General features: G+C 44.3%; 18 protein-coding genes. 10 read left to right on the plus strand and 8 right to left on the minus strand.

Annotation, left to right across the window (positions count from 1 at the left end; all coding sequences use genetic code 11):
* Nucleotides 1–219: 219 nt before the first annotated feature.
* Nucleotides 220–1,293: a radical SAM protein gene (locus tag QUA10_RS10795; RefSeq protein ID WP_333080211.1), complete on the minus strand. Its 1,074-nt coding sequence runs from the start codon at nucleotides 1,291–1,293 to the stop codon at nucleotides 220–222.
* Between the two features lie 447 nt (nucleotides 1,294–1,740).
* On the opposite strand from QUA10_RS10795, the gene QUA10_RS10800 reads away from it, so the two are divergent.
* The 3 genes from QUA10_RS10800 (at nucleotide 1,741) to QUA10_RS10810 (ending at nucleotide 4,445) form a co-directional block, all read left to right on the plus strand.
* A complete protein-coding gene (locus tag QUA10_RS10800) occupies nucleotides 1,741–2,535 on the plus strand; it encodes an ABC transporter permease (RefSeq protein WP_445243546.1) in 795 nt (264 codons plus the stop codon).
* 226 nt (nucleotides 2,536–2,761) lie between these two features.
* Nucleotides 2,762–3,625, plus strand: coding sequence for an aldo/keto reductase (locus QUA10_RS10805; protein WP_333080210.1), 864 nt, complete (start codon nucleotides 2,762–2,764; stop codon nucleotides 3,623–3,625).
* Between the two features lie 142 nt (nucleotides 3,626–3,767).
* Nucleotides 3,768–4,445 carry a GIY-YIG nuclease family protein gene (locus QUA10_RS10810; RefSeq protein WP_333080209.1) on the plus strand — a complete coding sequence of 226 codons (678 nt, stop codon included), beginning with the start codon at nucleotides 3,768–3,770 and terminating at the stop codon, nucleotides 4,443–4,445.
* Between the two features lie 146 nt (nucleotides 4,446–4,591).
* On the opposite strand, the gene QUA10_RS10815 is transcribed toward QUA10_RS10810, so the two are convergent.
* A complete protein-coding gene (locus tag QUA10_RS10815; RefSeq protein ID WP_333080208.1) occupies nucleotides 4,592–5,440 on the minus strand; it encodes a DUF3598 family protein in 849 nt (282 codons plus the stop codon).
* Nucleotides 5,441–5,458: 18 nt separating this feature from the next.
* Here QUA10_RS10815 and QUA10_RS10820 point away from each other — a divergent pair, with 18 nt between their 5' ends.
* Nucleotides 5,459–6,268: an SAM-dependent chlorinase/fluorinase gene (locus tag QUA10_RS10820; protein ID WP_333080206.1), complete on the plus strand. Its 810-nt coding sequence runs from the start codon at nucleotides 5,459–5,461 to the stop codon at nucleotides 6,266–6,268.
* A 120-nt stretch (nucleotides 6,269–6,388) separates the two neighbouring features.
* On the opposite strand, the gene leuS is transcribed toward QUA10_RS10820, so the two are convergent.
* The 3 genes from leuS to aat all read right to left on the minus strand — a co-directional run bounded on the left by leuS (nucleotide 6,389) and on the right by aat (nucleotide 10,599).
* On the minus strand, nucleotides 6,389–8,947 hold the full coding sequence (leuS, locus tag QUA10_RS10825; protein WP_333080205.1) for a leucine--tRNA ligase: 2,559 nt from the start codon (nucleotides 8,945–8,947) through the stop codon (nucleotides 6,389–6,391).
* A 250-nt stretch (nucleotides 8,948–9,197) separates the two neighbouring features.
* Nucleotides 9,198–9,920, minus strand: coding sequence for a Uma2 family endonuclease (locus QUA10_RS10830; protein ID WP_333080203.1), 723 nt, complete (start codon nucleotides 9,918–9,920; stop codon nucleotides 9,198–9,200).
* A gap of 100 nt (nucleotides 9,921–10,020) precedes the next feature.
* Nucleotides 10,021–10,599 (minus strand): leucyl/phenylalanyl-tRNA--protein transferase, encoded by a 579-nt coding sequence (aat, locus tag QUA10_RS10835; RefSeq protein ID WP_333080513.1) that lies wholly within the window; start codon nucleotides 10,597–10,599, stop codon nucleotides 10,021–10,023.
* 64 nt (nucleotides 10,600–10,663) lie between these two features.
* Between aat and QUA10_RS10840 the strand changes: the two genes are divergently transcribed.
* A complete protein-coding gene (locus QUA10_RS10840) occupies nucleotides 10,664–10,993 on the plus strand; it encodes a hypothetical protein (protein WP_190740107.1) in 330 nt (109 codons plus the stop codon).
* A 132-nt stretch (nucleotides 10,994–11,125) separates the two neighbouring features.
* On the opposite strand, the gene rpsN is transcribed toward QUA10_RS10840, so the two are convergent.
* The 3 genes from rpsN to rseP form a co-directional block, all read right to left on the minus strand.
* Nucleotides 11,126–11,428 carry a 30S ribosomal protein S14 gene (gene rpsN, locus QUA10_RS10845; RefSeq protein WP_006633844.1) on the minus strand — a complete coding sequence of 101 codons (303 nt, stop codon included), beginning with the start codon at nucleotides 11,426–11,428 and terminating at the stop codon, nucleotides 11,126–11,128.
* A gap of 456 nt (nucleotides 11,429–11,884) precedes the next feature.
* The gene (nth, locus tag QUA10_RS10850; protein ID WP_333080202.1) at nucleotides 11,885–12,547 is read right to left on the minus strand and encodes an endonuclease III; all 663 of its coding nucleotides are present in this window, start codon (nucleotides 12,545–12,547) and stop codon (nucleotides 11,885–11,887) included.
* Nucleotides 12,548–12,752: 205 nt separating this feature from the next.
* Nucleotides 12,753–13,847: an RIP metalloprotease RseP gene (gene rseP, locus QUA10_RS10855; RefSeq protein ID WP_333080201.1), complete on the minus strand. Its 1,095-nt coding sequence runs from the start codon at nucleotides 13,845–13,847 to the stop codon at nucleotides 12,753–12,755.
* A 241-nt stretch (nucleotides 13,848–14,088) separates the two neighbouring features.
* Here rseP and QUA10_RS10860 point away from each other — a divergent pair, with 241 nt between their 5' ends.
* The 5 genes from QUA10_RS10860 to QUA10_RS10880 all read left to right on the plus strand — a co-directional run bounded on the left by QUA10_RS10860 (nucleotide 14,089) and on the right by QUA10_RS10880 (nucleotide 21,199).
* A complete protein-coding gene (locus tag QUA10_RS10860) occupies nucleotides 14,089–14,766 on the plus strand; it encodes an ATP-dependent Zn protease (RefSeq protein ID WP_333080200.1) in 678 nt (225 codons plus the stop codon).
* A gap of 211 nt (nucleotides 14,767–14,977) precedes the next feature.
* A complete protein-coding gene (locus QUA10_RS10865) occupies nucleotides 14,978–15,532 on the plus strand; it encodes a hypothetical protein (protein ID WP_333080198.1) in 555 nt (184 codons plus the stop codon).
* Nucleotides 15,533–15,598: 66 nt separating this feature from the next.
* Nucleotides 15,599–16,156 carry a Uma2 family endonuclease gene (locus QUA10_RS10870; protein ID WP_333080197.1) on the plus strand — a complete coding sequence of 186 codons (558 nt, stop codon included), beginning with the start codon at nucleotides 15,599–15,601 and terminating at the stop codon, nucleotides 16,154–16,156.
* Nucleotides 16,157–16,369: 213 nt separating this feature from the next.
* Nucleotides 16,370–17,800 carry an MFS transporter gene (locus QUA10_RS10875; RefSeq protein ID WP_333080195.1) on the plus strand — a complete coding sequence of 477 codons (1,431 nt, stop codon included), beginning with the start codon at nucleotides 16,370–16,372 and terminating at the stop codon, nucleotides 17,798–17,800.
* Nucleotides 17,801–18,841: 1,041 nt separating this feature from the next.
* The gene (locus tag QUA10_RS10880; protein WP_333080193.1) at nucleotides 18,842–21,199 is read left to right on the plus strand and encodes a polysaccharide biosynthesis tyrosine autokinase; all 2,358 of its coding nucleotides are present in this window, start codon (nucleotides 18,842–18,844) and stop codon (nucleotides 21,197–21,199) included.
* Nucleotides 21,200–21,206: the final 7 nt, after the last annotated feature.

The raw sequence follows: 21,206 nt of genomic DNA on the forward strand, positions 1-21,206 counted from the left end.
TGGAAATCGGACAGGTGGAATTAAACCGGAATAAGAGAGGGTACGTCAGCGCCATCGCGAACAACTATAATTATACAAACAAAAGGAACAAGAGCAGAAATATCGCATTCAAGAACAAATGGAAATCGACAGCCAAAACGAATACAAATAAATTAAAAACCGGGTTTGTGATAAAACCCGGTAACCATAAACCCAAGCAATACTAACACAGATAAAACCTCAATTTTTTAATAATTTTACCCCCATTTTTACCTTGTCCAAAATCGTCTTTTGCGAGACACAAGTAATCAGACACAGCTTGCCGCAGTTCAAGGTATCGCGACGGACTTCCTGAGCTTTTTCTCCGTACCAAATCTCGCGGGCGCTGGCATTTTTTACATTACCAATTACCGGGAACTCATCGCACAATTTCACATCGCCGCGCGTATCAATCCAGTAATTGCGGAGTCCAACGCGACAAGGACGAGTTGAATCAGGAGCTGTTTCTTCGGCAAAGTGAGGAATCATCAATCGCAACACTTCATCACTGTTCATAATCGGAGCACCGTTGTTCTTCATTTCAATTAGCTGCTCGATTACTTGTGCAAATTCCTCCATGTCTTCTTTTTCAATCCACAATTCCTCGTATGTTTCTGGTGTCCAGCGGTTGACTGGTTGGAAGTTCACCGTCGTCGCCCCAATTCCCTGAGCCCAGGTGACTATTTCCGGGAGGTGGCGGAAATTGAGTCGGTTCATTGTCGGTTTGACGTTGATCGGAAACAGGACCTTCTGTTTTTCTTGTTCTTCGCGCAGATAACCGATTCCTTTAGAAAGCCTATCGAACAATCCCGGTTGACCCCGCAAATAATCGTGCAGTTCTGCATTCGGCCCGTCAACTGACATATTCACATTAAAAGGACGAGCAGCGACAGTTTTGGCTGCGTTTTCCCTGGTCATGCAATAGCCGTTGGTGGTGACGCCGGCGTGAATGCCATTTTTATTCGCAAAGGCAAGTAAGTCTAGAAAACCTTTTTTAATATAAGGTTCGCCGCCGCTAAAGTTGATTGAAAATTCGCCCACAAATTCTTTGACGCTCAAGAGGGCATTTTGCCATTCTTCGATCGTCATTTCGTCTTTATATTCTTTGAGCCGCCAATACTCGCACTGCCGGCATTTTACATTGCAGCGCTCGTTGACAATCCCGTAAAAAGTGACTGGGCTTGTCACGTCGTATCCTGTATTGATCCGCAGCGATTCGGCCACTGCACTCTTGGTGTGCTTGACGCCCAGTCTCGATAATGTTAAAGCATCCATGTCTTTTTTCCCTTACGTGTTGTTACTTAAGTCAATTTCTCGATCCCTCTTTGCTACGTATAATTACGTATTTTGGATTACGTATTTCTTTTGAGTACGTATGCCCCATCCTAAGTGTTTAGTTTGGGTATGGCTAGATGTTTGTCAAATATTTATAATATTAAAACTTGTAACATATTAGTATTCCCAATCAATTAAGCAGATTTTTGTCTCAAAACATGAACGATGCTTAATAATCGCCAAAATATAGGGGCTTAAAATTGACTTAATTTAATAATTGTAGTTTTTGTTTAAATTGTGTTAAATAACTTAATATACCTTCTCAGTAAAACTACTTACGTAAACGGTATCAATAATTTATTGTTATAGTGAAATGAGCAGCCACTACAGCAGTTAACTTCACACAAGCTTTACAATATGGGAATTTAAGTATTTACACGGCAAAAAATGGCGACAAACATGGGACGATATTTGCACGTACTGAAATTGTTCTGGGGTGCGGCGATCGCAGCGGAACTAGAATACCGAATCAACTTTGTCCTCGCGGCCATCAGCAGCCTCGGAAATCTTGCGGGCAGCTTGTTTGGGCTATTTTTGTTCTACCGTACCGGTTACACGTTTTCTGGGTGGAAATGGGAAGAAGCCTTAGTTGTACTCGGTATTTTCACGATTTTGCAGGGTTTTTCGGCAACCTTTCTAGCACCTAATCTCAGCCGTATTGTTGATCGAGTCCAGCAAGGTACTCTCGATTTCGTACTCCTCAAACCCATCAGTTCCCAATTCTGGCTATCTGCAAACACAGTTTCGCCTTGGGGAATCCCAGATTTAATCTTGGGCACCGTATTGCTGCTGTATGCTGCTAACAAATTGGGCGTAGCAATCGGCAACTATTTTTTAACAGCAATACCGCTGTTATTCGGAACTATTACTCTTTACAGTATATGGTTTATGTTAGGGGCAACCAGCATTTGGTTTGTCAAAATTTACAATGTTACCGAAGTCCTCAAAGGATTGTTAGAAGCGGGTAGATTTCCAATGGCAGCTTATCCCGCTGCTTATCGATTTTTCTTCACTTTCGTAGTTCCCGTTGCCTTCTTGACGACTGTGCCTGCAGAAGCCATGCTGGGGAGAGGTGAAATCGTTTGGATCACAGGGGCGGGAATATTGGCGATCGGGCTGTTATTTTTCTCCCGCTACTTCTGGCAATTTGCCCTCCGCTTTTACACCAGCGCTTCCAGCTAGTTAAGTAGGTAGGTAAGCTGCTGCACATCTAGATTGTCTATTATGTTTGAGAGGGAGAGGATTTGACACCTGGGGAATAGGGAATTGAAATATACATTTTCAAGGCAAAACAGCTTATCTAAAAAATATTTTTTTTCTATTTACTTAGATAGTTAAATAAATGTAATATCTCAACCTATCCTTGAAATGTAAACTGGAAATACACCACGCAAACGCAGGCAAACCAATGAAAAGAAAAAAACTGGGTAACAGTAATTTTACTATCAGCGCGATCGGTCTTGGAGGTATGCCAATGTCCTTAAGTGGCCGGCCGCCAGAATCGCAATCAATTGCGGTAATTCACCGCGCCCTCGATTTGGGTGTCACCCTAATTGACACCGCAGATTCCTACTGCCAAGATCAATCCGACAAACACCACAACGAACACCTGATTGCCAAAGCTTTGCAACAGTACAGCGGAGATGTTAGGGCCGTTACAGTGGCCACTAAAGGCGGCTTAATGCGGCCTCAAGGTGCGTGGACGCGCAACGGCAACCCCCATCATTTACGCAAGACAATTCGGGAAAGTTTTGAAGCATTGGGCGGCAAGGAACCGATCGACCTTTGGCAATATCACTCGCCAGATCCCGCTTATACCATCGAAGCAGCCCTAGCACCCGCAAAAGAAGCCGTAGAAGCAGGAATGATTCGATTTATTGGAGTTTCCAACTTTTCTGTAGAGCAGATCAAACGCGCCCGCGATACAGTAGAAATTGTCTCTGTTCAGAATCAATATAATCCTTGGCACAGACAGCCAGAATCAGACGGCGTACTGGAATATTGCGAAACCGAAAAACTGACATTTTTTCCTTGGAGCCCTTTAGGAGGAAGCCGCCGCGCCACAAGCTTGCAAGATATGCCCGCGATCGCAAAATTAGCAGCAGAAAAAAACGTTTCAGTTTACTGTATAGTATTAGCTTGGTTGATGGCCCAATCGCCCTGCATAGTTCCGATTCCCGGTGCGACCAAAGTATCGAGTATTGAGGACTCTGTGCGGGCGCTCGAAGTTAAATTGACTGACGAGGAATTGCAACAAATTGCCGTAAGTTAAGTAGATAAGTCCCACAAAAACAGTAGAACAGGCAAGATGCCTGTTCCACAAAGATAACTTAATTGTGGGGTGGGTTTTTCAACCTGCCCCTGAAAGTGGGATTTAATGAATAAAGTTGACATTTTTTGAGGAATTGAATTTAATGGAAGCTAATCAAGTGAATGCCGATCGAGACGTAGCAATTGAACATCAAAACGTACCTGTCGCCCATGAAGGACTGCACAATTTTTTATACAGTTCCGACTCAGAACACAGCGCAGCAGCGACTGTTACTGAATTAGAAAACGACGGCACGCAAGTAATGTCGATCGATACGTGGCGCGATTTGGCAACTAACGCGAAAGTCGCCGGCGTTTACGCTGTAATGGACACTTCCCGCAACACTCAGTTTATAGGTTATTCGCGAAATATCCTGCTTTCAATCAACGGTCACATTGCCCAAAATGGCGTTGAAAATTGCGCTTTCCTGCGTGTGCAAACTTTCAAATTCCCAAAGCGGGAAGAAATGGAAAGTTTGCGCGATGCTTGGATAGCAGAAATTGGCAGCATTCCGCCGGGCAACGGTGCTGACAGCGAAATGTGGGCGGCTACGGTAGGCCAAGCAGCCCGCGCTGCTATGTCTGCTGAGGAACAAAAAGGTTATGAGGAAAAGAAGCTGAAATTACGCAAAGCAATGGCCGATTCCACTCTTACCAAAGAGTTAGAAACAGCAACCCAAAGTGATAGCGAACGACACCAACATCTGGAAGCTGCTGTTAACAATGATGATTGGAGTGCGGTGATTCACTCGCAAACTCAGGAAACAAAATCCGGTTCCTAAATCGGAAAAATGTTTGTAATTCTGAGATATTGTACTATTTTTAGAACGGGCATCTGACCCGTTCCACAATACATTAAGTTTATTGTGGGGCGTTGCTCATAGCCCGCCCAAAATATTCAATCTTAATCATCAACAACTGATCGGGATTAATGACTAACTTTGCGTTCAGTAACTAAAGTCAAACTTACCCATTCACCCCGATCGTTGTAACTGCGAATCATCCGAAACCGCAAGTCAGGTTCTACCAACCAACCTGCCTCGAAAAATATAGGTTTTCGGGATTCAATCTTGACAGGTAAAGTACAAGAACCGCCGTCAGGAAGCAGCACAACTTGCACGGGCATAGCACCTTCGTTAAAATTTAATACAGAACCGTCAATGCTGGCGCTAGAACTGATAACAGTAGCATTACTGCCAAAAGTAATTTTCTGCACTAGGCGATCGCTACTTTCCAAATGCAATTGCAGTTTGGTAGAATAAAAGTCTGGAGAACGCAAATCTGGATACATTGTCACCGCCTCGCCCTGCCACTCTCCCAGCAAATCGTCAACAGTTAAAGGCGGACGTTCGGGGACATTTTTATCAAGCTGCTTTTCCCGAATTAAGATAAGTGTTGATAAATTGCCGTCGGTATTGTATGTCAGAGGGAAGCGCAACCGACGATAATTGTAGATAAAACCAAACTCGGCACCGCACTCAGAATAAGGCGCTAGTTGAATAGTTCCCTGAGAAAAAGCTCCATTCTCAAAAAATAGGATATCTCGTCCCAAACTTTGATATTCTCTAACAAGTTCGCTCACTTCTGGTTCGCCCACACCGCTAGGATTTGGAGAAAACCGACGGAGTTTCAATCGCACATTTTTGTTGTCATTGAAACCTTCGAGAGAAATAATGCTAGGAGTATCTTGAAGTACCTCTCCTCGCGGCGATAGCTGGGTAAAAGAACCGTGCCATTCTCCCAAGTTTTGCAGAAAGTTTTCCCATTGTGATACCATATTCTTACCTTTGGATATATGTCTAAAAATAGAATTATAACTCTGCTGACGGATTTTGGATTAAGTGATGTTTATGTGGGAGTGATGAAAGGTGCGATCGCCCAAATTAACCCGCACTTAAAAGTCATTGACATTACGCACCAAATACCATCTCAAAATATTGCGGCGGCGAGGTTTTGTTTGATGACTGCTTTTGCTTATTTTCCGCCGGAAACCGTACACGTTGCTGTCGTCGATCCGGGTGTGGGAAGCAAGAGACGCGGGGTTGCGATTAAATGTGCTAATTGCTTTCTTGTAGGGCCGGATAACGGGTTGTTTAGCGGGGTGTTGAGTCGGGAAAGTGCGATCGTATCTGTCGAACTCACGAATTCTCAATACTGGCGCACACCTCAACCTAGCAGCACTTTTCACGGTCGCGATATTTTCGCTGCTGCGGGCGCTCACTTGGCGAACGGGGTGGCTTTGGAAGAGTTGGGGGAGACGATTGACCCTGCAAGTTTAGTGCAGTTAGAGATACCAAATTGTGCCGTTACCGCCACGGGTATAGAAGGCTGTGTTCAATATGTTGATCGCTTCGGCAACCTAATTACTAATATCCCCAATAATTGTATTATAGGTAACAATTGGTCAGTAACAATTAGCCATAGTTCTGATGCAATTCGCATTCCCAGCGGTAAAACCTACAGCGACAGCCAACCGGGCGATTTAAGTGCCATAACTGGTTCTGACGGTTGGCTAGAAATTGCCGTTAATGGCGGCAGCGCTCAATCTGTATTAAAATTGGAATGCGGAGCGATCGTGCAATTACTTTTTGAAAGCAACAATTAAAATCATCTCTTGCAGTCCGCGTCTGCGGATGTTTTGCTTGTAAAAGCGATTTCAAGATCCGTTTCATATCTTTATAAGCATAAAAAACCCGGTTTATCCCAAAAACCGGGTTTCTCATCTTTATCCAGCTACCACGAAATTCACCAACTTTCCAGGCACCACAATTACCTTTTTAATCTCCTTACCTTCCAGGTGACGCTTAGCCAATTCCGACTCGCGAGCAAACTTTTCCAAAGCAGCTTTGTCAGCACCAGAAGGCACTTGGATAGTACCGCGAGTTTTGCCCATAACTTGAATTACCAGCGTAATTTCATCGGTAACTAATGCAGAAGCATCCACACTCGGCCAAGTTTGCGTATGCACCGATTCACTGTTACCAGTATTGTGCCACAACTCATCAGCAATATGCGGCGCAAAAGGCGCTAACAATCGAATCAAAGTGTTAATTCCTTCTGCATAAATTGGCGAATCTTTACACTTAGCATCATTCAAAGCATTGCTGAGTTTCATCATTTCAGAAACAGCAGTATTGAACTGATAATCACCCTCCAAATCGTCGCTAACTTCCTTAATTGCAGTGTGAATTGCCCGTCGCAAATCCTTCTCAATTTTACTTAATTCAGCATTTTCTACCCCTTGACCGGGGGTGGGAGGGACTCGTCCAGCAAACTCTGTAACCACGCGCCAAACGCGATTTAAAAAGCGAAATTGCCCTTCTACATCAGCGTCGTCCCACTCCAAATCTTTCTCTGGCGGTGCTTTGAATAAAATAAACATCCGCGCCGTATCTACCCCATATTTTCCCATAACTTGCAAGGGGTCAACGCCGTTATATTTTGATTTGGACATCTTCTCATAGAAGACTTCCAAAGCTTCGCCAGTTTCAGGATCTTTGGGATTTGCGGGGTCTATATCTGCTGGGGGAACATATTTGCCAGTAACGGGGTTTTTATAGGCCATTGCTTGCACCATGCCTTGAGTTAACAGGCGTTTAAATGGTTCGTCACAATTGATTAAACCCCGATCGCGCAAAACCTTGGTAAAGAACCGCGAATACAGTAAGTGCAAGATTGCGTGTTCGATGCCGCCGACATATTGGTCTACAGGCATCCAATCATTTGTCTTCTCACTGTCGAAGACTTGCTCTTGATTTTGAGCATCGGGGTAGCGCAAGAAATACCACGAAGAATCGATAAAAGTATCCATCGTATCTGTTTCTCGCTTCGCCGGAGTGCCGCAACTCGGACAGGGAACGTTTACCCATTCTTCCATCTTTGCCAATGGCGAACCTTTGCCTGTAAATTCTACATTTTCCGGCAACAATACGGGTAAATCCGATTGAGGGACTGGTACTGTGCCGCAGGTGGGACAGTGAATTACGGGAATCGGAGCGCCCCAATAACGCTGTCTAGAAATTAACCAATCTCTCAAGCGGTATTGGATTCGGGCTTTGCCATAACCTGCATTTTCGGCATGGTGAATAATCGCTGCTTTGCCTTTAATGGAATCCATACCGTTGAAGCTTTCGGAATTAATCATAATCCCAGGTTCGGTGTAAGCTTCGGTCAGCGGAATCTCATCATCATCCACAATTACTACTTTAATTGGCAGTTGATATTGATTGGCAAATTTAAAATCTCGCGTGTCGTGGGCTGGTACTCCCATGACTGCGCCGGTGCCGTATTCGTACAGCACATAATCGGCGATCCAAATGGGGATTTCTTCGCCGTTGAAAGGATTGACTGCTTTGCCGCCTGTGGGGATGCCGCGCTTTGGTTTGTCTTCGGCTGTGCGATCGATCTCGCTTTGGGCCGCGACTTCTTTAATGAAGGTTTCTACGGCGGTTTTTCTATCTTCGGTTGTTACGCGCTTAGTTAGTGGATGTTCCGGTGCTAAAACAACGTAACTGACGCCGTAAACTGTATCGGGACGTGTGGTGAAAACGGCGATTTTTTCATCCATTCCGACAATCGGAAATTCTAAGTAAGCGCCGACTGATTTGCCGATCCAGTTGGCTTGCATTAATTTGACTCTTTCTGGCCAATCTGGCAATTTGTCTAAGTCGTTTAATAACTGTTCGGCGTAATCGGTAATTTTGAGGAACCACTGCCGCAATAATTTGCGCTCGACTTTGGCACCGGAACGCCAGGAACGACCTTCGTTATCTACTTGTTCGTTTGCTAACACTGTTTGGTCGATGGGGTCCCAATTAACTGCGGCTTCTTTTTGATAAGCTAATCCGGCTTCTAAAAATTGCAAGAAAATCCATTGAGTCCACCGATAATAATCGGGAGAACAAGTTGTAACTTCTTTTGTCCAGTCGAAAGAAATACCCAGCCGGCGAAATAAGCCTTTCATTTGGGCAATGTTTTGATAAGTCCATTGTGCAGGGGGAATTCCTCGCTCGATGGCTGCATTTTCTGCCGGCAAACCAAAAGCATCCCATCCCATCGGATTCAATACCCGATAACCTTGCATTCGCTTGAGTCTGGCAATTACATCGATGATTGTGTAGTTGCGGACGTGGCCCATGTGCAGGTTTCCCGACGGGTAGGGGAACATGGATAAGGCATAAAATTTAGGCTTTTGCGTATCTTCTGGCATCTGGTCTAAGTTTTGCTCAGCCCATGTCTGCTGCCATTTTTCTTCTATGGATTGGGGGTTATATCTGGAATCCACAACAATTGCTCCGTGTAGGATTTACTAATGTTTGCTTGAACATTTTGGCACATTCAAGGGGCCTCGATTAGGATTTTTATGAGCTCCAAGGATTTTGGCTCGAATATCTGTATTATATATTGTAGTATAGGTAATTTTAACTGGGGGGCGATCGACCAAATACTCCCGTTCGCCCTGAAAAAAGTAAATAACTGCAATCCCCAGAAACCCGATTTCTTTGACAAACCGGGTTTATTCTCCTGGTTCGAGCTTAGATGCTATCAGGATCGATGTTCAATTCGCGCAGTTTGGCGGCTAAACGTTCCGCTTTTTGAGCTTCTTGTTCGGCACGCTGCGTTGCTTCTTCTGCGCGCTGAAATTCTCCTTCTGCGCGTTGAAATTCTTGTTCGGCGCGCCGTCGCTCTAATTCTCGCTGTTCATCTAATTCTGAATAGGAAAGAAACTTTTGTCCATCAGGTCGATAAATTTCTAAACCTTCCGATCCCAACTCAAACCGCACTCCCAATCTTGGACTTATCCAGCCCTCCATCGGTTCAATTACTTCTAACATTCCTTCAATTCTTTGCCAACCAGTCAACTCATTTTGTGCTGGGTCATAAAGGTAATACTCCTCAACTGCGTAGCGATTGTAAAATGAAAATTTCTTGTTCATTTTTATTTGGCTGTCGCTGAAAGAGCGAATCTCAAACACGACTTGGGGAGGAATATTATCTTCACGAAATTGTAGGTAAGAACGTCGATCGCCCTTTGGCCTCCCAAATACAACCATTACATCTGGCGCTTGAGAAATATCTGTTCTCCCCTCAACCGGATACCACAGTAAATCGGCGGCTATAAACACGTTTGGGTCATCTTTCAACAGCGACTCGCAACCTTCTTTGATTGTGACAATTAATTTGTATTGAATTGTGCTATCTGCCATCGGTTGACCGTCGCTGCAGGGATAAATAATTTCTTCGGTTGTGACTTGCATTGTGGTTGTCTCCGAAAAGTATCTGAGCTTAATTATACTATTGTTTAAAGCAACTATCTGCACCGAAAATGGCACTGCCCTTTCCCTACTGACAGAATCTTCAAAATAGCGAGCAGCGGCGCTTCAAAGCTGCTTGCAAAAGAGTGTTATACAGTTTTTCCTTGACAGTATAAGCGCCGAATCTTTCCAAGTGCGGATTGTTCATTTGAGCGTCGAAAAGCAGATAAGATCGATCGCGCAATCTCTCCACCAACTTCACCATCGCCACTTTAGAACCTTCGGGAATTCGGTAAAACATCGACTCCCCAATAAACGCACCGCCGATCGACAATCCTAAAATACCGCCCGCCAATTCGTCCCCGCACCAAGTCTCGAAGCTGTAAGCCCAACCGGCCTCATACAAACCCCAGTAAATCTTCTTGAGTTCCTTAGAAATCCAAGTCGTTTCGCGATCGGCACAACCCTCAACCACCGCCCCAAAATCGCGGTTTACAGCCACCGAAAACCGATTTTGATTGAGTTGGCGACGCAGGGATTTCGGATAGGTAAATCTATCATCCAGGGGAATCAGCGCCCGCTGACGGCTCGAATACCACCCCAAACTTTCCTCGCCGTCATTTGCCATCAAGAAATAGCCTTGCGCGTATCCTTGTATAATTGTCGGTATATCATATTGCATATATTTATCAGTTGTCATTTCTCAGTTAACTTTTCAAAGTCAACATTAGCAATTAGGAATAATCATGTCTGAAACCATTGAACCTATTACCTTACCGCCCGCCAAAAACCCCGAACAAGAAGGCCAATGGCTCCAACAAACGCTGCTGGCATGGCTAGACTCCGAGTTTATCCCAGAAGCAGCCAACCAGCAAATAGCTAAAAGAGCTGCCCAAATCTATGTCCGCCAGCGTATGGAAGGCGAAAATGACGTGGGCAGCCTCGTAATTGCGATCGTCACCGAAATGCAGGCCTATGATTTTTCTAAAAGCTTCTACGGCGAATTTGCGATCGCCAATGCCGTCAGCGACTTGTTACTCGAAAGTCTCGGCATCGATAAATGCTGTGGCCAGTGAAGCAAGAAGGAGGAAAATTTAACTCATAAGTCTGAAACAAAAATCAACCCCAAACCTAATCCTGCCGATTAATTGTGAGTTTTTTCCTTCTTTCTTCCTTCTTCCTTCTTCCTTCTCCCTTCTTCCTTCGTGCTACCAGCTAGACTTCACAACACCGGGCAAAAGACCTTCGTGAGCCATTTCTCGCATCATGTTGCGAGACAGTCCGAAGTCACGATAGTAACCTCTGGGCCGTCCAGTTGCCCAGCAGCGGTTCCGCAAGCGAGTCCGCGAACTGCTGCGGGGTAGCTGTTGTAGTTGGCGGTGAATCGCCATTTTGTCCATCTGATTGTTAGCCTGGTCAAACTGGTCTTTCAGGTCTTCCCGCTTGTCGGCGTACTTGTCTACGAGTCTCTGGCGCTTTTTCTCGCGCTCGACCATGCTCTTCTTAGCCATAATCTGTTGATATCCTTAGATAAATCACAATCTACTATTGTACTATATTTTGGTGATTTCGGATCTCTTTTATTTGAATTATTTCTTTTGTTAACAACATTTTTAGCAACAGGCAAGATGCCTGTTCCACAATAACTCAACATTTTTAGCAACAGGCAAGATGCCTGTTCCACAATTATTCAAGGTTTTTAGCAACAGGCAAGATTCCTGTTCCACAATAACTCAACATTTTTAGCAACAGGCAAGATTCCTGTTCCACAATAACTCAACATTTTTAGCAACAGGCAAGATTCCTGTTCTATCAAATCCGTTAGCATCGGAATAGTAAATTCGAGTTGACGGTTCACTGTCAACAGTCAACAGTCAACCGTCAACCGTCAACATCATTCCGGTATAACCGGAAATGATATTCCACAATCACTCCACATTTTTGTGGTACAGGCATCTTGCCTGTACTTAACCTTGGCGCAACACCAAACTATTAGAAGAAGGGCACAAATCTGCAAGTTCGCAAATATTGCAAGCCGGATTTCTCGCATTACAAACTGCCCTGCCGTGATAAACCAACCGAATCGACCAATTTTCCCAATCTGGCTGCGGTAACAATATCATCAAATCCCGCTCGATCCTTATAGGATCGGTATGTTCGGTCAATCCCAACCGCTGAGTCAAACGTTTGACGTGAGTGTCTACCGTCACGCCCATATTAATACCAAAGGCGTGGGCGAGAACGACATTAGCAGTTTTGCGGGCAACTCCGGGCAATTCTAGCAGCAGTTCCATCCGCTGCGGCACTTGATTGTTAAATTTATTGACGATCGCCTGACAAGCACCTTTAATATTTTTAGACTTATTGCGGTAGAAACCAGTCGATCGCACGAGACTTTCGAGTTCTTCTATATCAGCATTTGCAAAAGCAACCGCATCGGGAAAACGCTCAAACAAAGCCGGCGTTACCAGATTTACTCGATCGTCCGTACACTGAGCCGAGAGAATCGTCGCCACCAGCAACTGCACGGGAGTTTCGTAGTTGAGAGTACAACGAGCTTCTGGATAGAGGCGTTTGATGCGAATCAGAATTTCTAGCGATCGTTGTTTTAAACTTAACTTTTTAGTCATTAGTCATTAGTCATTAGTCATTAGTTATTAGTCATGTGTTTTTAACTGCTTCCCAGGCACGACCGGGGAACCCATAAACAGAGGCTGTGCATCGCTTGCGTAGAAAAAAAAAGAAGAGGGAAAAATAGGAAAATATGAAAACGGAAAACTAGACATAATTCTTCCTTCTTCCTTCTTCCGTCTTCCTTCTTCCTTCCTTCATTTACTATTGCATGAAATTTCGCAAATCAAACCCAGCCAAATTAGCAGTATCGCGAATAATCAAGAACACTCCCAAACCCAGCAACAACACCAAACCAGTCTGCATGACATTTTCCTGAATGCGGTTCGGCAGAGGCTTGCCCCGCAGTCCTTCGATTAACAAAAAAGCTAGCTGGCCGCCATCTAAAGCAGGTAAAGGCAAGATATTAATCACAGCCAAATTGACGCTAATTAGCACAGCATACTGAAACAAACTCGCAGCATCCGATTTGGCAATCCCTGCACCAATCGCCACAATCGCCACAGGCCCGGACAACTTGTCGGCAGTCTGGCTGAAATTGCTAAGTAACTGCCCAAAACCTTGAACTGTCAGCACCACAATCCGCTCAAATTCTTTGGCGGCCTTGCTAAACGCCTCCACAAATCCGGCCCTCTGCCGCACCACAGTGCCGTTAGAAGTTAGCTGCACGCCAATGCGACCTTTGCCATCGGGCGACTCTTCAGGAGTTACTGTCACCAAAAATTTTTGTTCTTGGCGCTGAATTTCCAACGCTAGGGGTTGGTTGGGATGATCTTGGATTGCTGTGACCAATAATTTGATTGCTTCGCGGGAAGCGTCCAATTCCTTGCCGTCAACAGACAGAACAACGTCGCCCGATCGAATTCCGGCTTGTTTCGCGGCAGAACTGACTTCTGCGGCGACTTCCGGGACTTTAACTCCCGGTAGGTAGTTCATTTCTGCAGCGCCGACAGTGCTCAATTGCACCACCAGCAGAAAATAAGCAAAAATTAAGTTGGCAATTACCCCTGCACTAATGACGATCGCCCGATCGAGCACTGGGCGATTTTTGAGCAAATTCGGGTCATTTGGGGGAATTGTACTGTCTGGATCGTCGTCCGGGAAACCCACGAAACCTCCCAGGGGAAAGGCGCGGAGGGCGTATTCAGTTTCCGGGCCTTGGTACTTCCAGAGGATGGGCCCGAAACCGATAGAGAACCGGTTGACGTGGATGTGTTGAAGTCTCGCCGCCAGGAAGTGGCCGAGTTCGTGAACGACAATCAAGATACCTAAAACTGCGATCGCTGCCAAAACTGACATGAAGGATTCCACTAACACTTTTACTGGACTTTGATTTATTTTAATATCTTTTTAATATCGGTGGCTTGGGAGCGACATTTTTCAGTCAAACTGGAAGGTGGAGTTTTTGTTGGAAGTCGGGGGCGCGGAGATAGACCCGACGCTGCCAAACCGATCGCGCGATCGTACCTGAGTTTACCTCTAAAACCAATTCCCTATTACAAATTACCCATTACCAATTCCCAGTTACCCATTCGCCATTATGAAAGACACTTCTTTGAATATTATCGCTATTTCTATCTTTGCCATCACCGTTTCAATATTGTTGGGGCCCCTATTCAACTTGCCAGAAGCCGTACCTGCGATCGCCACTTTTTGCCTGTTGGGGCTAGCCACCCTCGACAGTTTCCAGTGGCAAGGTCAAGGCGGTACAATTTTATTAGATTGGCTGGGAGGAACTTCCAAACAAAAGCGCGATCGTATCCTTCACCACGAAGCCGGACACTTCCTAGTCGCCCACCTGTTAGGAATTCCCGTAACCAGCTACGCCCTCAACGCTTGGGAAGCATTTAAACAAGGTCAAACAGCCCAAGGCGGCGTCCGATTTGAAGACGAACAATTAGCATCTCAACTCCAAAGCGGCACTCTTTCCTCCCAACTTTTAGACCAATACTGCACCGTGTGGATGGCCGGAATAGTCGCAGAAAAATTTGTTTACGGCAGCGCACAAGGAGGAGCAGAAGACCGCACAAAAATTAGCGCAATTTTAACACAACTGCGCCGTCCCATTTCCGAAATTCAACTCAAACAAAACTGGGGTTTGCTACGAGCAAAAAACCTGATTGAAAGCCACCAATCAGCTTACGAAGCCCTAGTAGCAGCAATGGAAAAAAGAGCAACCGTCGCCGAATGCTGCAACATAATTCAGCAAAATTTATAGGAAAAAGATTACGCACTCTTGCCTTATAAACCCGGTTTATCTCTAGATTTCTCACAAAGACAGGACTTACGCACCGCCTCAATATATAGTGTTTTGTAGGGGCAAACCCCCCGTGGTTGCCCCCATACCTGGAATGATTACGTAAGTCCTAAAAGACAAAAAATTTGCGTAGAAACCGGGTTTAAGAGCGTATTATAGGGATTAAAAATTCATGTCAGAACCAAAAAATTTTGCAACAACACTGCAAACAGCGAACCCAAATACAGAAAAATTGTTGTGGCTGTTCGGTTTCCGCATCGACCCCAGCACCGAAATACCAAATCTATATACTCTAATTGTCTATGGAGAACAAGAGCCGCCCTTAATAGCCGGCGGTCAACTTGTATTTTTTACCCGTCCAGAACTAGCTATTAACGCTCTCCAATTGTGCCATATCGATGTCAGCGAACTGGGAAAGCCACCCACACAAATAGACGCTATTTGCGACATTGCAGAAACGCTATACTTGCTCGATGCCGAAGATTTTGACGAATCAGCTACTATCCTCAACTGTTTGAACGCGCTTTTCGATTTAGTGAAAGCTACTTTAATACCGATGCCAACTGAATACAAGCGCATACTTTATGATTTTGCAGACCATTTGAATATTGAGGAAGAGTTTGCAAGTTTTTTAGACGCAGAAGATATTCAGCGATCGGAAATTGTTAATGCCATTTTGTGGTGTGTGGGAGCAATTACAACAAAATCTAGATTGTTGACCGAGTAATTTAAGAAAAACTAGAATGTGAATCGATAATAGATAATAGATAATATCGCCCAAGGAAATTGTGCCATGACTATAACAGATTTACGCTTGTGGACTGTAGAGGAATACCGCCGCATGACCGAAACAGGCATTCTCAATCCCGATGAACGAGTCGAATTAATTGACGGGCAAATTATTTCAATGAGTGCAAAAAATCCTCCCCACGCAGCAACTAACCTCTGTGCAGCCGACTATCTCAGAAATCTGCTGGTAGGACTTGCTTTAATTCGCATCCAAGACCCGATCGCTCTAAGCTATAATTCAGAACCAGAACCGGATATTGCTGTAGTGCAAATCGACCCTCGGCTGTACCAAGATTTTCATCCCGCACCCGCCAACATTTTCTTATTAGTAGAAATAGCTGATACCACCTTAGAAACAGACCGCAAGCGAAAAGCACCGGCTTATGCTAAGGCCGGAATTACTGATTATTGGATACTTGATGTTAACACGCGGCAAGTTTATGTTTTTCGCGAACCGCGCGAGGCCAACTACCGACAAGAAACAGTATTTAATGAAGATGATGTTTTGTCAATGCTGGCATTTCCAGAAATAGAAGTTCAGATTTCGCAACTGTTTCCTTAAGTAGGGGCAGGTTTTACCCATAATAATTGCCTAAGACAAATAATCTCGTAAACCTGCCCCCACCAACCTATCAATTACCAATTACCAAATTATAAATTACCAAATCTTCAAGCTTGTCCCGATCGCTACAAAAAATTTAGTATTAAGGCGTAGCATGAGTTATACTCCTACTGGAAAGACTGTGACTGCCAAAAAATCCCAAAATCAAAGTTTATGAGCAACACTTCCCCGCCTCAATCAGCCGCCAACAATCCTGCAACAAAAAAACTCAGTTTCTCGACAAAATTAGCGTACGGTGCCGGCGACCTCGGCCCGGCAATTACCGCTAATGTTTTAGCATTTTACCTCCTAGTTTTCTTTACAAATGTCGCTGGTTTACCTGCCGGCTTAGCCAGCAATATTTTGGTAGTTGGCAAGGTTTGGGATGCCATAAATGACCCGATTGTGGGGGTTTTGAGCGATCGCACTTCTCACCCTTGGGGCCGCCGATATCCTTGGATAATATATGGTGGCATTCCCTTCGGCATATTCTTCTTATTGCAGTGGATTGTACCTAGCACGGATCACACAGTGTTATTTTGGTACTATGTTGCAATCAGCATTTTGTTCAACACCGCCTACACGGCTGTCAATCTTCCCTACACTGCCCTGACTCCAGAACTTACTCAAGACTACAACGAACGCACTAGCCTTAATAGTTTTCGATTTGCTTTCTCCATTGGCGGCAGCATCCTTTCATTGATCTTAGCTCTAATTATCTTTCGTGTATTTGAAAAAGACCCGAATCAACAATATTTAGTATTAGGTGCAATCTGTGCAGTTATCTCTGTCTTGCCTTTGTACTGGTGCGTTTTGGGAACTCGCAAGCACGTCGCAGCCCAACTATTAGAAAACGCAGAACTAGATAATTCTACATCCTTGCCACTGAAAGAACAGTTGCAGATTGCATTTAGCAATCGCCCTTTTTTGTACGTCATTGGAATTTATCTTTTTTCTTGGCTGGGAGTGCAGTTGACTGCTACTATTATTCCCTACTTTGTTGTTAACTGGATGCAACAGCCACAGTACGTTTTTAGCTTGGTGGCGATCGCAGTTCAAGGCACTGCATTAATCATGCTATTTGTTTGGAGTAAAGTCAGCGAGAGATACGGCAAAAAAGCCGTATATTTTATGGGCATGAGTTTGTGGATTATTGCCCAAGCTGGACTATTTTTTCTGCAACCAGGACAAGTATTGCAGATGTACTTATTAGCAGTCATGGCAGGTGTCGGAGTTTCCACGGCTTATCTAATACCTTGGTCGATGATACCGGATGTGATCGAACTCGACGAACTGCAAACAGGAGAAAGACGCGAAGGCGTTTTCTATTCATTTATGGTACTACTGCAAAAAATCGGATTGGCAGGGGGTTTGTGGTTGGTAGGCCAAGCATTAGAAGGAGCTGGATTTCTCTCTACCGTTCCCGGACAGCCGGCCCCCGTACAGCCAGATTCTGCACTGTTTGCGATTCGAGTTGCGATCGGGCCGCTGCCCACACTTGCTTTAATTGCTGGCATGATTCTTACATATTTTTATCCCATAACCCGCGAAGTTCATGCAGAAATATTGTTGAAACTGCGAGAAAGAAAAGCACAAAATCAGTAAGCGCTAATAAGGAGTTTTTGGTAATTAGTCAAATAAAAAAACAACAACTACCGATAGCTAATCTGATCAAGCTCAATAGCAATCCTCCCATCCTGTGCTACCTCTTTTTTTTCTTTAACAATGTGTCATCTTCTTATGGCATCGGTTAATTTCCCAAAAAGCCCGTTGCGCGTTTACCGAAAGGATTGCTATAGCTTGCTCGGAGGGCGAATCAAAGCGATAGTTTTAGTAATAGCCCCGGAACCCAGAAACCTAGTTTTTTTACGAAAATACATAAACCGCGCCGTCCCATCCGCCCCGGTAGAAAAACCCCGAAGGCTGGAGTTGTTCGAGATGTCGATCGAGCTTGAGAACACAACTTATTAAATTTTATGTCTGTCGCGCACTATAGAGATGAGTTGGTGATATAATCACCACGGTAAACTAAGTATATACACTTAATCAGTCATCCAACTCCTCAAAAAGTTTATAATTAAAAGAAGAAACAGATTTTTCTCGGAAATTGATTGGATTAGTTGCCGTTCCAAAAAATCTGCTGAATGTGGCTAATTATATCGACATGGGAAATGCAAAACCTTTTAGCCGATCAGTTAGCGCATAAGTTAATAAGTGCTTCTGCCGTTGACTCTGAACCGAAAAATGGCATAGAGGACAAATCAATACCAGCGCAAGCAGCGGCTGAGGTGTTACGGTCAATTGTAAAAGTTTGGTAAAGTTATGGAACCCCCTGTCGGGAAGCTGAGCGACACCTGAAAAAGTTTGCTTCGTCGCCCGGAAACCCGAAATACAAGCACAATGCAGCAGAGCCAAATGCAGTCTGATATAACTCTCCAGCAGTCGTAAAAGAACTTTTACTGCCGGCTTAGCATAGGGATTTAGTTATTTTTGTATACTATGTGAAAGTAGTGAGAACTATTAGAAGGAAGTGGGCTCAACCAACCAATAATTTCGTGTGATATCCTTAAGCCAATGCTCAAAGTATCAACCCGAAGGCTCGCAGAAGAAAGCTGATTTTACCCACAAAATATCCAAGAGGTCAACATGGAAAGAGAACAGGACGCTCATATCGTACCCATTAGCAACCAGAGCCGACAGGTGCAGCAATTTTCCGTTGACGAGGGAGAAGATTTAAGCGCGCAGCCTCAGAAAGGATTGAATGTAAAGCCGTTGTTGAGGACTTTTCAGCGACAAGCCCTAATCATTATTGGGATTATAGGTCTAGTAGGCGCTGGAGCTGTTTATCAGATCAAGGGAGGCAAGAAAACATATCAAGGCGATTTTCGGATGCTAGTGGAACCCGTGACAACGGAGGCCAGAATTGCTGATCCCTCTGCCCTAGCCAATCGCGGCGAGGGGGGGGCAGTGCCTAATCGAGATTTTTTTAGTTTGGACTACGCAACTCAACTTGAAATTCTCAAGAGTCCTCAGATGCTGTCGGCTATTGTTAAACAAGTCCAAAAACGATATCCAAAAGTTACCGAAAAAATTCTTGAAAAAGAATTAATCGTTTTGCGGATAGGAGAAGATGAGAGGACGCTGACTAAAATTTTGGAAGTTCGCTTCATGGGGAATGATACTAAATTAGTTGAGTTCGTTTTACAAGAAACTAAAAAGAAATATTTAAAGTACAGTCTTGATGAACGCAAGACTCGGATTGGTGAAGGTGTTAAATTTATTGAAGACCAGCTTCCGGGACTCAATAAGCGCGTAAACGACCTGAAATCGGAGTTACAGTTGATACAGCAGGAGCAAAAGATTACCAATCCTCAAGAACAAGGCGCGCAATTAATCCAGCAAGTTCGTACCGTAGAAACTTTAGAGTTAGAAACTCAAAGGCTACTGCAAGAACAGAAAACGCTGTACGCTAACTTGCAAAAACAATTAGATTTTACACCAAATGAAGCTATTGCCGCTTCAGCTTTAAGCGAAGAGCCTCAATATAAAGAGTTGCTGACCAAGGTTAAGGAAGTAGAAGGTCAGATTGCTGTAGAAACAGCTCGTTTTAAATCTGCTAACCCTATAGTGGAAGCTTTAGAGCGCAAGCGGGCAAATTTAGTAGCTTTGCTCAACCGGCAAACTGATCGAATTTTGGGGCAAAATTTAGTCGGCACCCAAGCTAATTCTAAAGTTCAAAATTTTCAAAATTCTATTCGCATAGGCTTGATTAAACAATTGGTTGATACTGCTAACCAAGTTGAAGTCTTAGAAGCTCGCCTTCAGGCAATCACTCAAACTAAAAACAATTTAAACAGGCAAGCAACAGAATTCCCAACCATAGCCCGCCGCTACAACGAACTGCAACAGCAATTAGAAGTAGCCGCCCGCACCCGCGATCAACTTTTAAGCCAGCGGGAAACTCTGCGCGTCCAAGCAGCTCAAAGCCAAGTACCTTGGGAAATAATTTCTGAACCACGGATACCGCGAGATGAAAAGGGCAACCTGATGCCAGTTCCATCGAAAGCTAAAAACAAATTAATGATGGCAGTTGTTGGAGCGCTAGTTTTGGGTCTGGGAGCTGCTATCCTCATTGAAAAGTTCCGCAATATTTTCTACTGTGCTGATGACGTTAAAGATGCGGTTGATGCGCCTTTATTGGGAGCAATTCCTCTGGACAAAAATGCTAGAAAATTGCCGCCTTCTATTGCTAATGCCTATGCTTATATTGAAGGAAAAGAGGGTAATAAGAAAATTGCTGCGGAATTTATAGAAGCTTTTGACTCTCTTTATACTAATATCCGCTTTCTTTCTTCAAATCGAACGATTAGCTCTGTGGCAATTGGTTCGGCTACAGTTGGCGAAGGCAAATCTACCGTTGCTTTAAACTTAGCTCACGTGGCAGCGCTGGCAGGTCAGCGAGTGCTGTTAGTAGACGCTAATTTGCATTCCCCCAGTCTGCACTTGCTGTTGGAACTGCCTAATGTCAAGGGATTGAGCAATTTGCTAGACCATAAAAACGAACCCAATGAAATTATCCAACGATCGCATCTAGAAGATAATCTTTTTGTATTAACTGCTGGTCTCCCGAATCCTGGTACTGCCAGACGGCTGGCATCATCTCAGATGCAGTATTTAATGGAAGAACTTCAGGCAAAATTTGACTTAGTTATCTACGATACGCCGCCGCTAGTTGACAGTAAAGATACGAATTTTTTAGCGGCGCGCACCGATGGCATACTGATGGTTGTAGCAATTCAGCAGGTTCCCTTTTCTGTAGTCAAAAAAGTTTTCAGTCAATTAGAAAATTTTGGCATACCATGCTTGGGCACAGTTGCGAATCATGCCCCTAAACGCAAGAAGTATCCAGCATCGAGATCATCAGTTGTTGAAAATAAAAATGAATATTTGAATTTGACGCCAGCACCGTCTCGTATTCAAAAACTAGCTCCTAAAAAAGAGTGACACCCAA

The sequence above is a fragment of the Microcoleus sp. Pol8_D6 genome, assembly GCF_036700965.1.
Classification (GTDB): Bacteria; Cyanobacteriota; Cyanobacteriia; order Cyanobacteriales; family Microcoleaceae; genus Microcoleus.

What these genes read in the sequence shown, in the direction of transcription:
- QUA10_RS10860 (WP_333080200.1), top strand. Translation starts at nt 14,089, where the DNA reads ATGAAAGACACTTCTTTGAATATTATCGCTATTTCTATCTTTGCCATC.
- QUA10_RS10880 (WP_333080193.1), top strand. Translation starts at nt 18,842, where the DNA reads ATGGAAAGAGAACAGGACGCTCATATCGTACCCATTAGCAACCAGAGC.
- QUA10_RS10805 (WP_333080210.1), top strand. Translation starts at nt 2,762, where the DNA reads ATGAAAAGAAAAAAACTGGGTAACAGTAATTTTACTATCAGCGCGATC.
- QUA10_RS10840 (WP_190740107.1), top strand. Translation starts at nt 10,664, where the DNA reads ATGTCTGAAACCATTGAACCTATTACCTTACCGCCCGCCAAAAACCCC.
- QUA10_RS10830 (WP_333080203.1), bottom strand. Translation starts at nt 9,920, where the DNA reads ATGCAAGTCACAACCGAAGAAATTATTTATCCCTGCAGCGACGGTCAA.
- QUA10_RS10795 (WP_333080211.1), bottom strand. Translation starts at nt 1,293, where the DNA reads ATGGATGCTTTAACATTATCGAGACTGGGCGTCAAGCACACCAAGAGT.
- QUA10_RS10815 (WP_333080208.1), bottom strand. Translation starts at nt 5,440, where the DNA reads ATGGTATCACAATGGGAAAACTTTCTGCAAAACTTGGGAGAATGGCAC.
- QUA10_RS10810 (WP_333080209.1), top strand. Translation starts at nt 3,768, where the DNA reads ATGGAAGCTAATCAAGTGAATGCCGATCGAGACGTAGCAATTGAACAT.
- QUA10_RS10800 (WP_445243546.1), top strand. Translation starts at nt 1,741, where the DNA reads ATGGCGACAAACATGGGACGATATTTGCACGTACTGAAATTGTTCTGG.
- aat (WP_333080513.1), bottom strand. Translation starts at nt 10,599, where the DNA reads ATGCAATATGATATACCGACAATTATACAAGGATACGCGCAAGGCTAT.
- QUA10_RS10865 (WP_333080198.1), top strand. Translation starts at nt 14,978, where the DNA reads ATGTCAGAACCAAAAAATTTTGCAACAACACTGCAAACAGCGAACCCA.
- QUA10_RS10875 (WP_333080195.1), top strand. Translation starts at nt 16,370, where the DNA reads ATGAGCAACACTTCCCCGCCTCAATCAGCCGCCAACAATCCTGCAACA.
- rseP (WP_333080201.1), bottom strand. Translation starts at nt 13,847, where the DNA reads ATGTCAGTTTTGGCAGCGATCGCAGTTTTAGGTATCTTGATTGTCGTT.
- QUA10_RS10870 (WP_333080197.1), top strand. Translation starts at nt 15,599, where the DNA reads ATGACTATAACAGATTTACGCTTGTGGACTGTAGAGGAATACCGCCGC.
- QUA10_RS10820 (WP_333080206.1), top strand. Translation starts at nt 5,459, where the DNA reads ATGTCTAAAAATAGAATTATAACTCTGCTGACGGATTTTGGATTAAGT.
- nth (WP_333080202.1), bottom strand. Translation starts at nt 12,547, where the DNA reads ATGACTAAAAAGTTAAGTTTAAAACAACGATCGCTAGAAATTCTGATT.
- rpsN (WP_006633844.1), bottom strand. Translation starts at nt 11,428, where the DNA reads ATGGCTAAGAAGAGCATGGTCGAGCGCGAGAAAAAGCGCCAGAGACTC.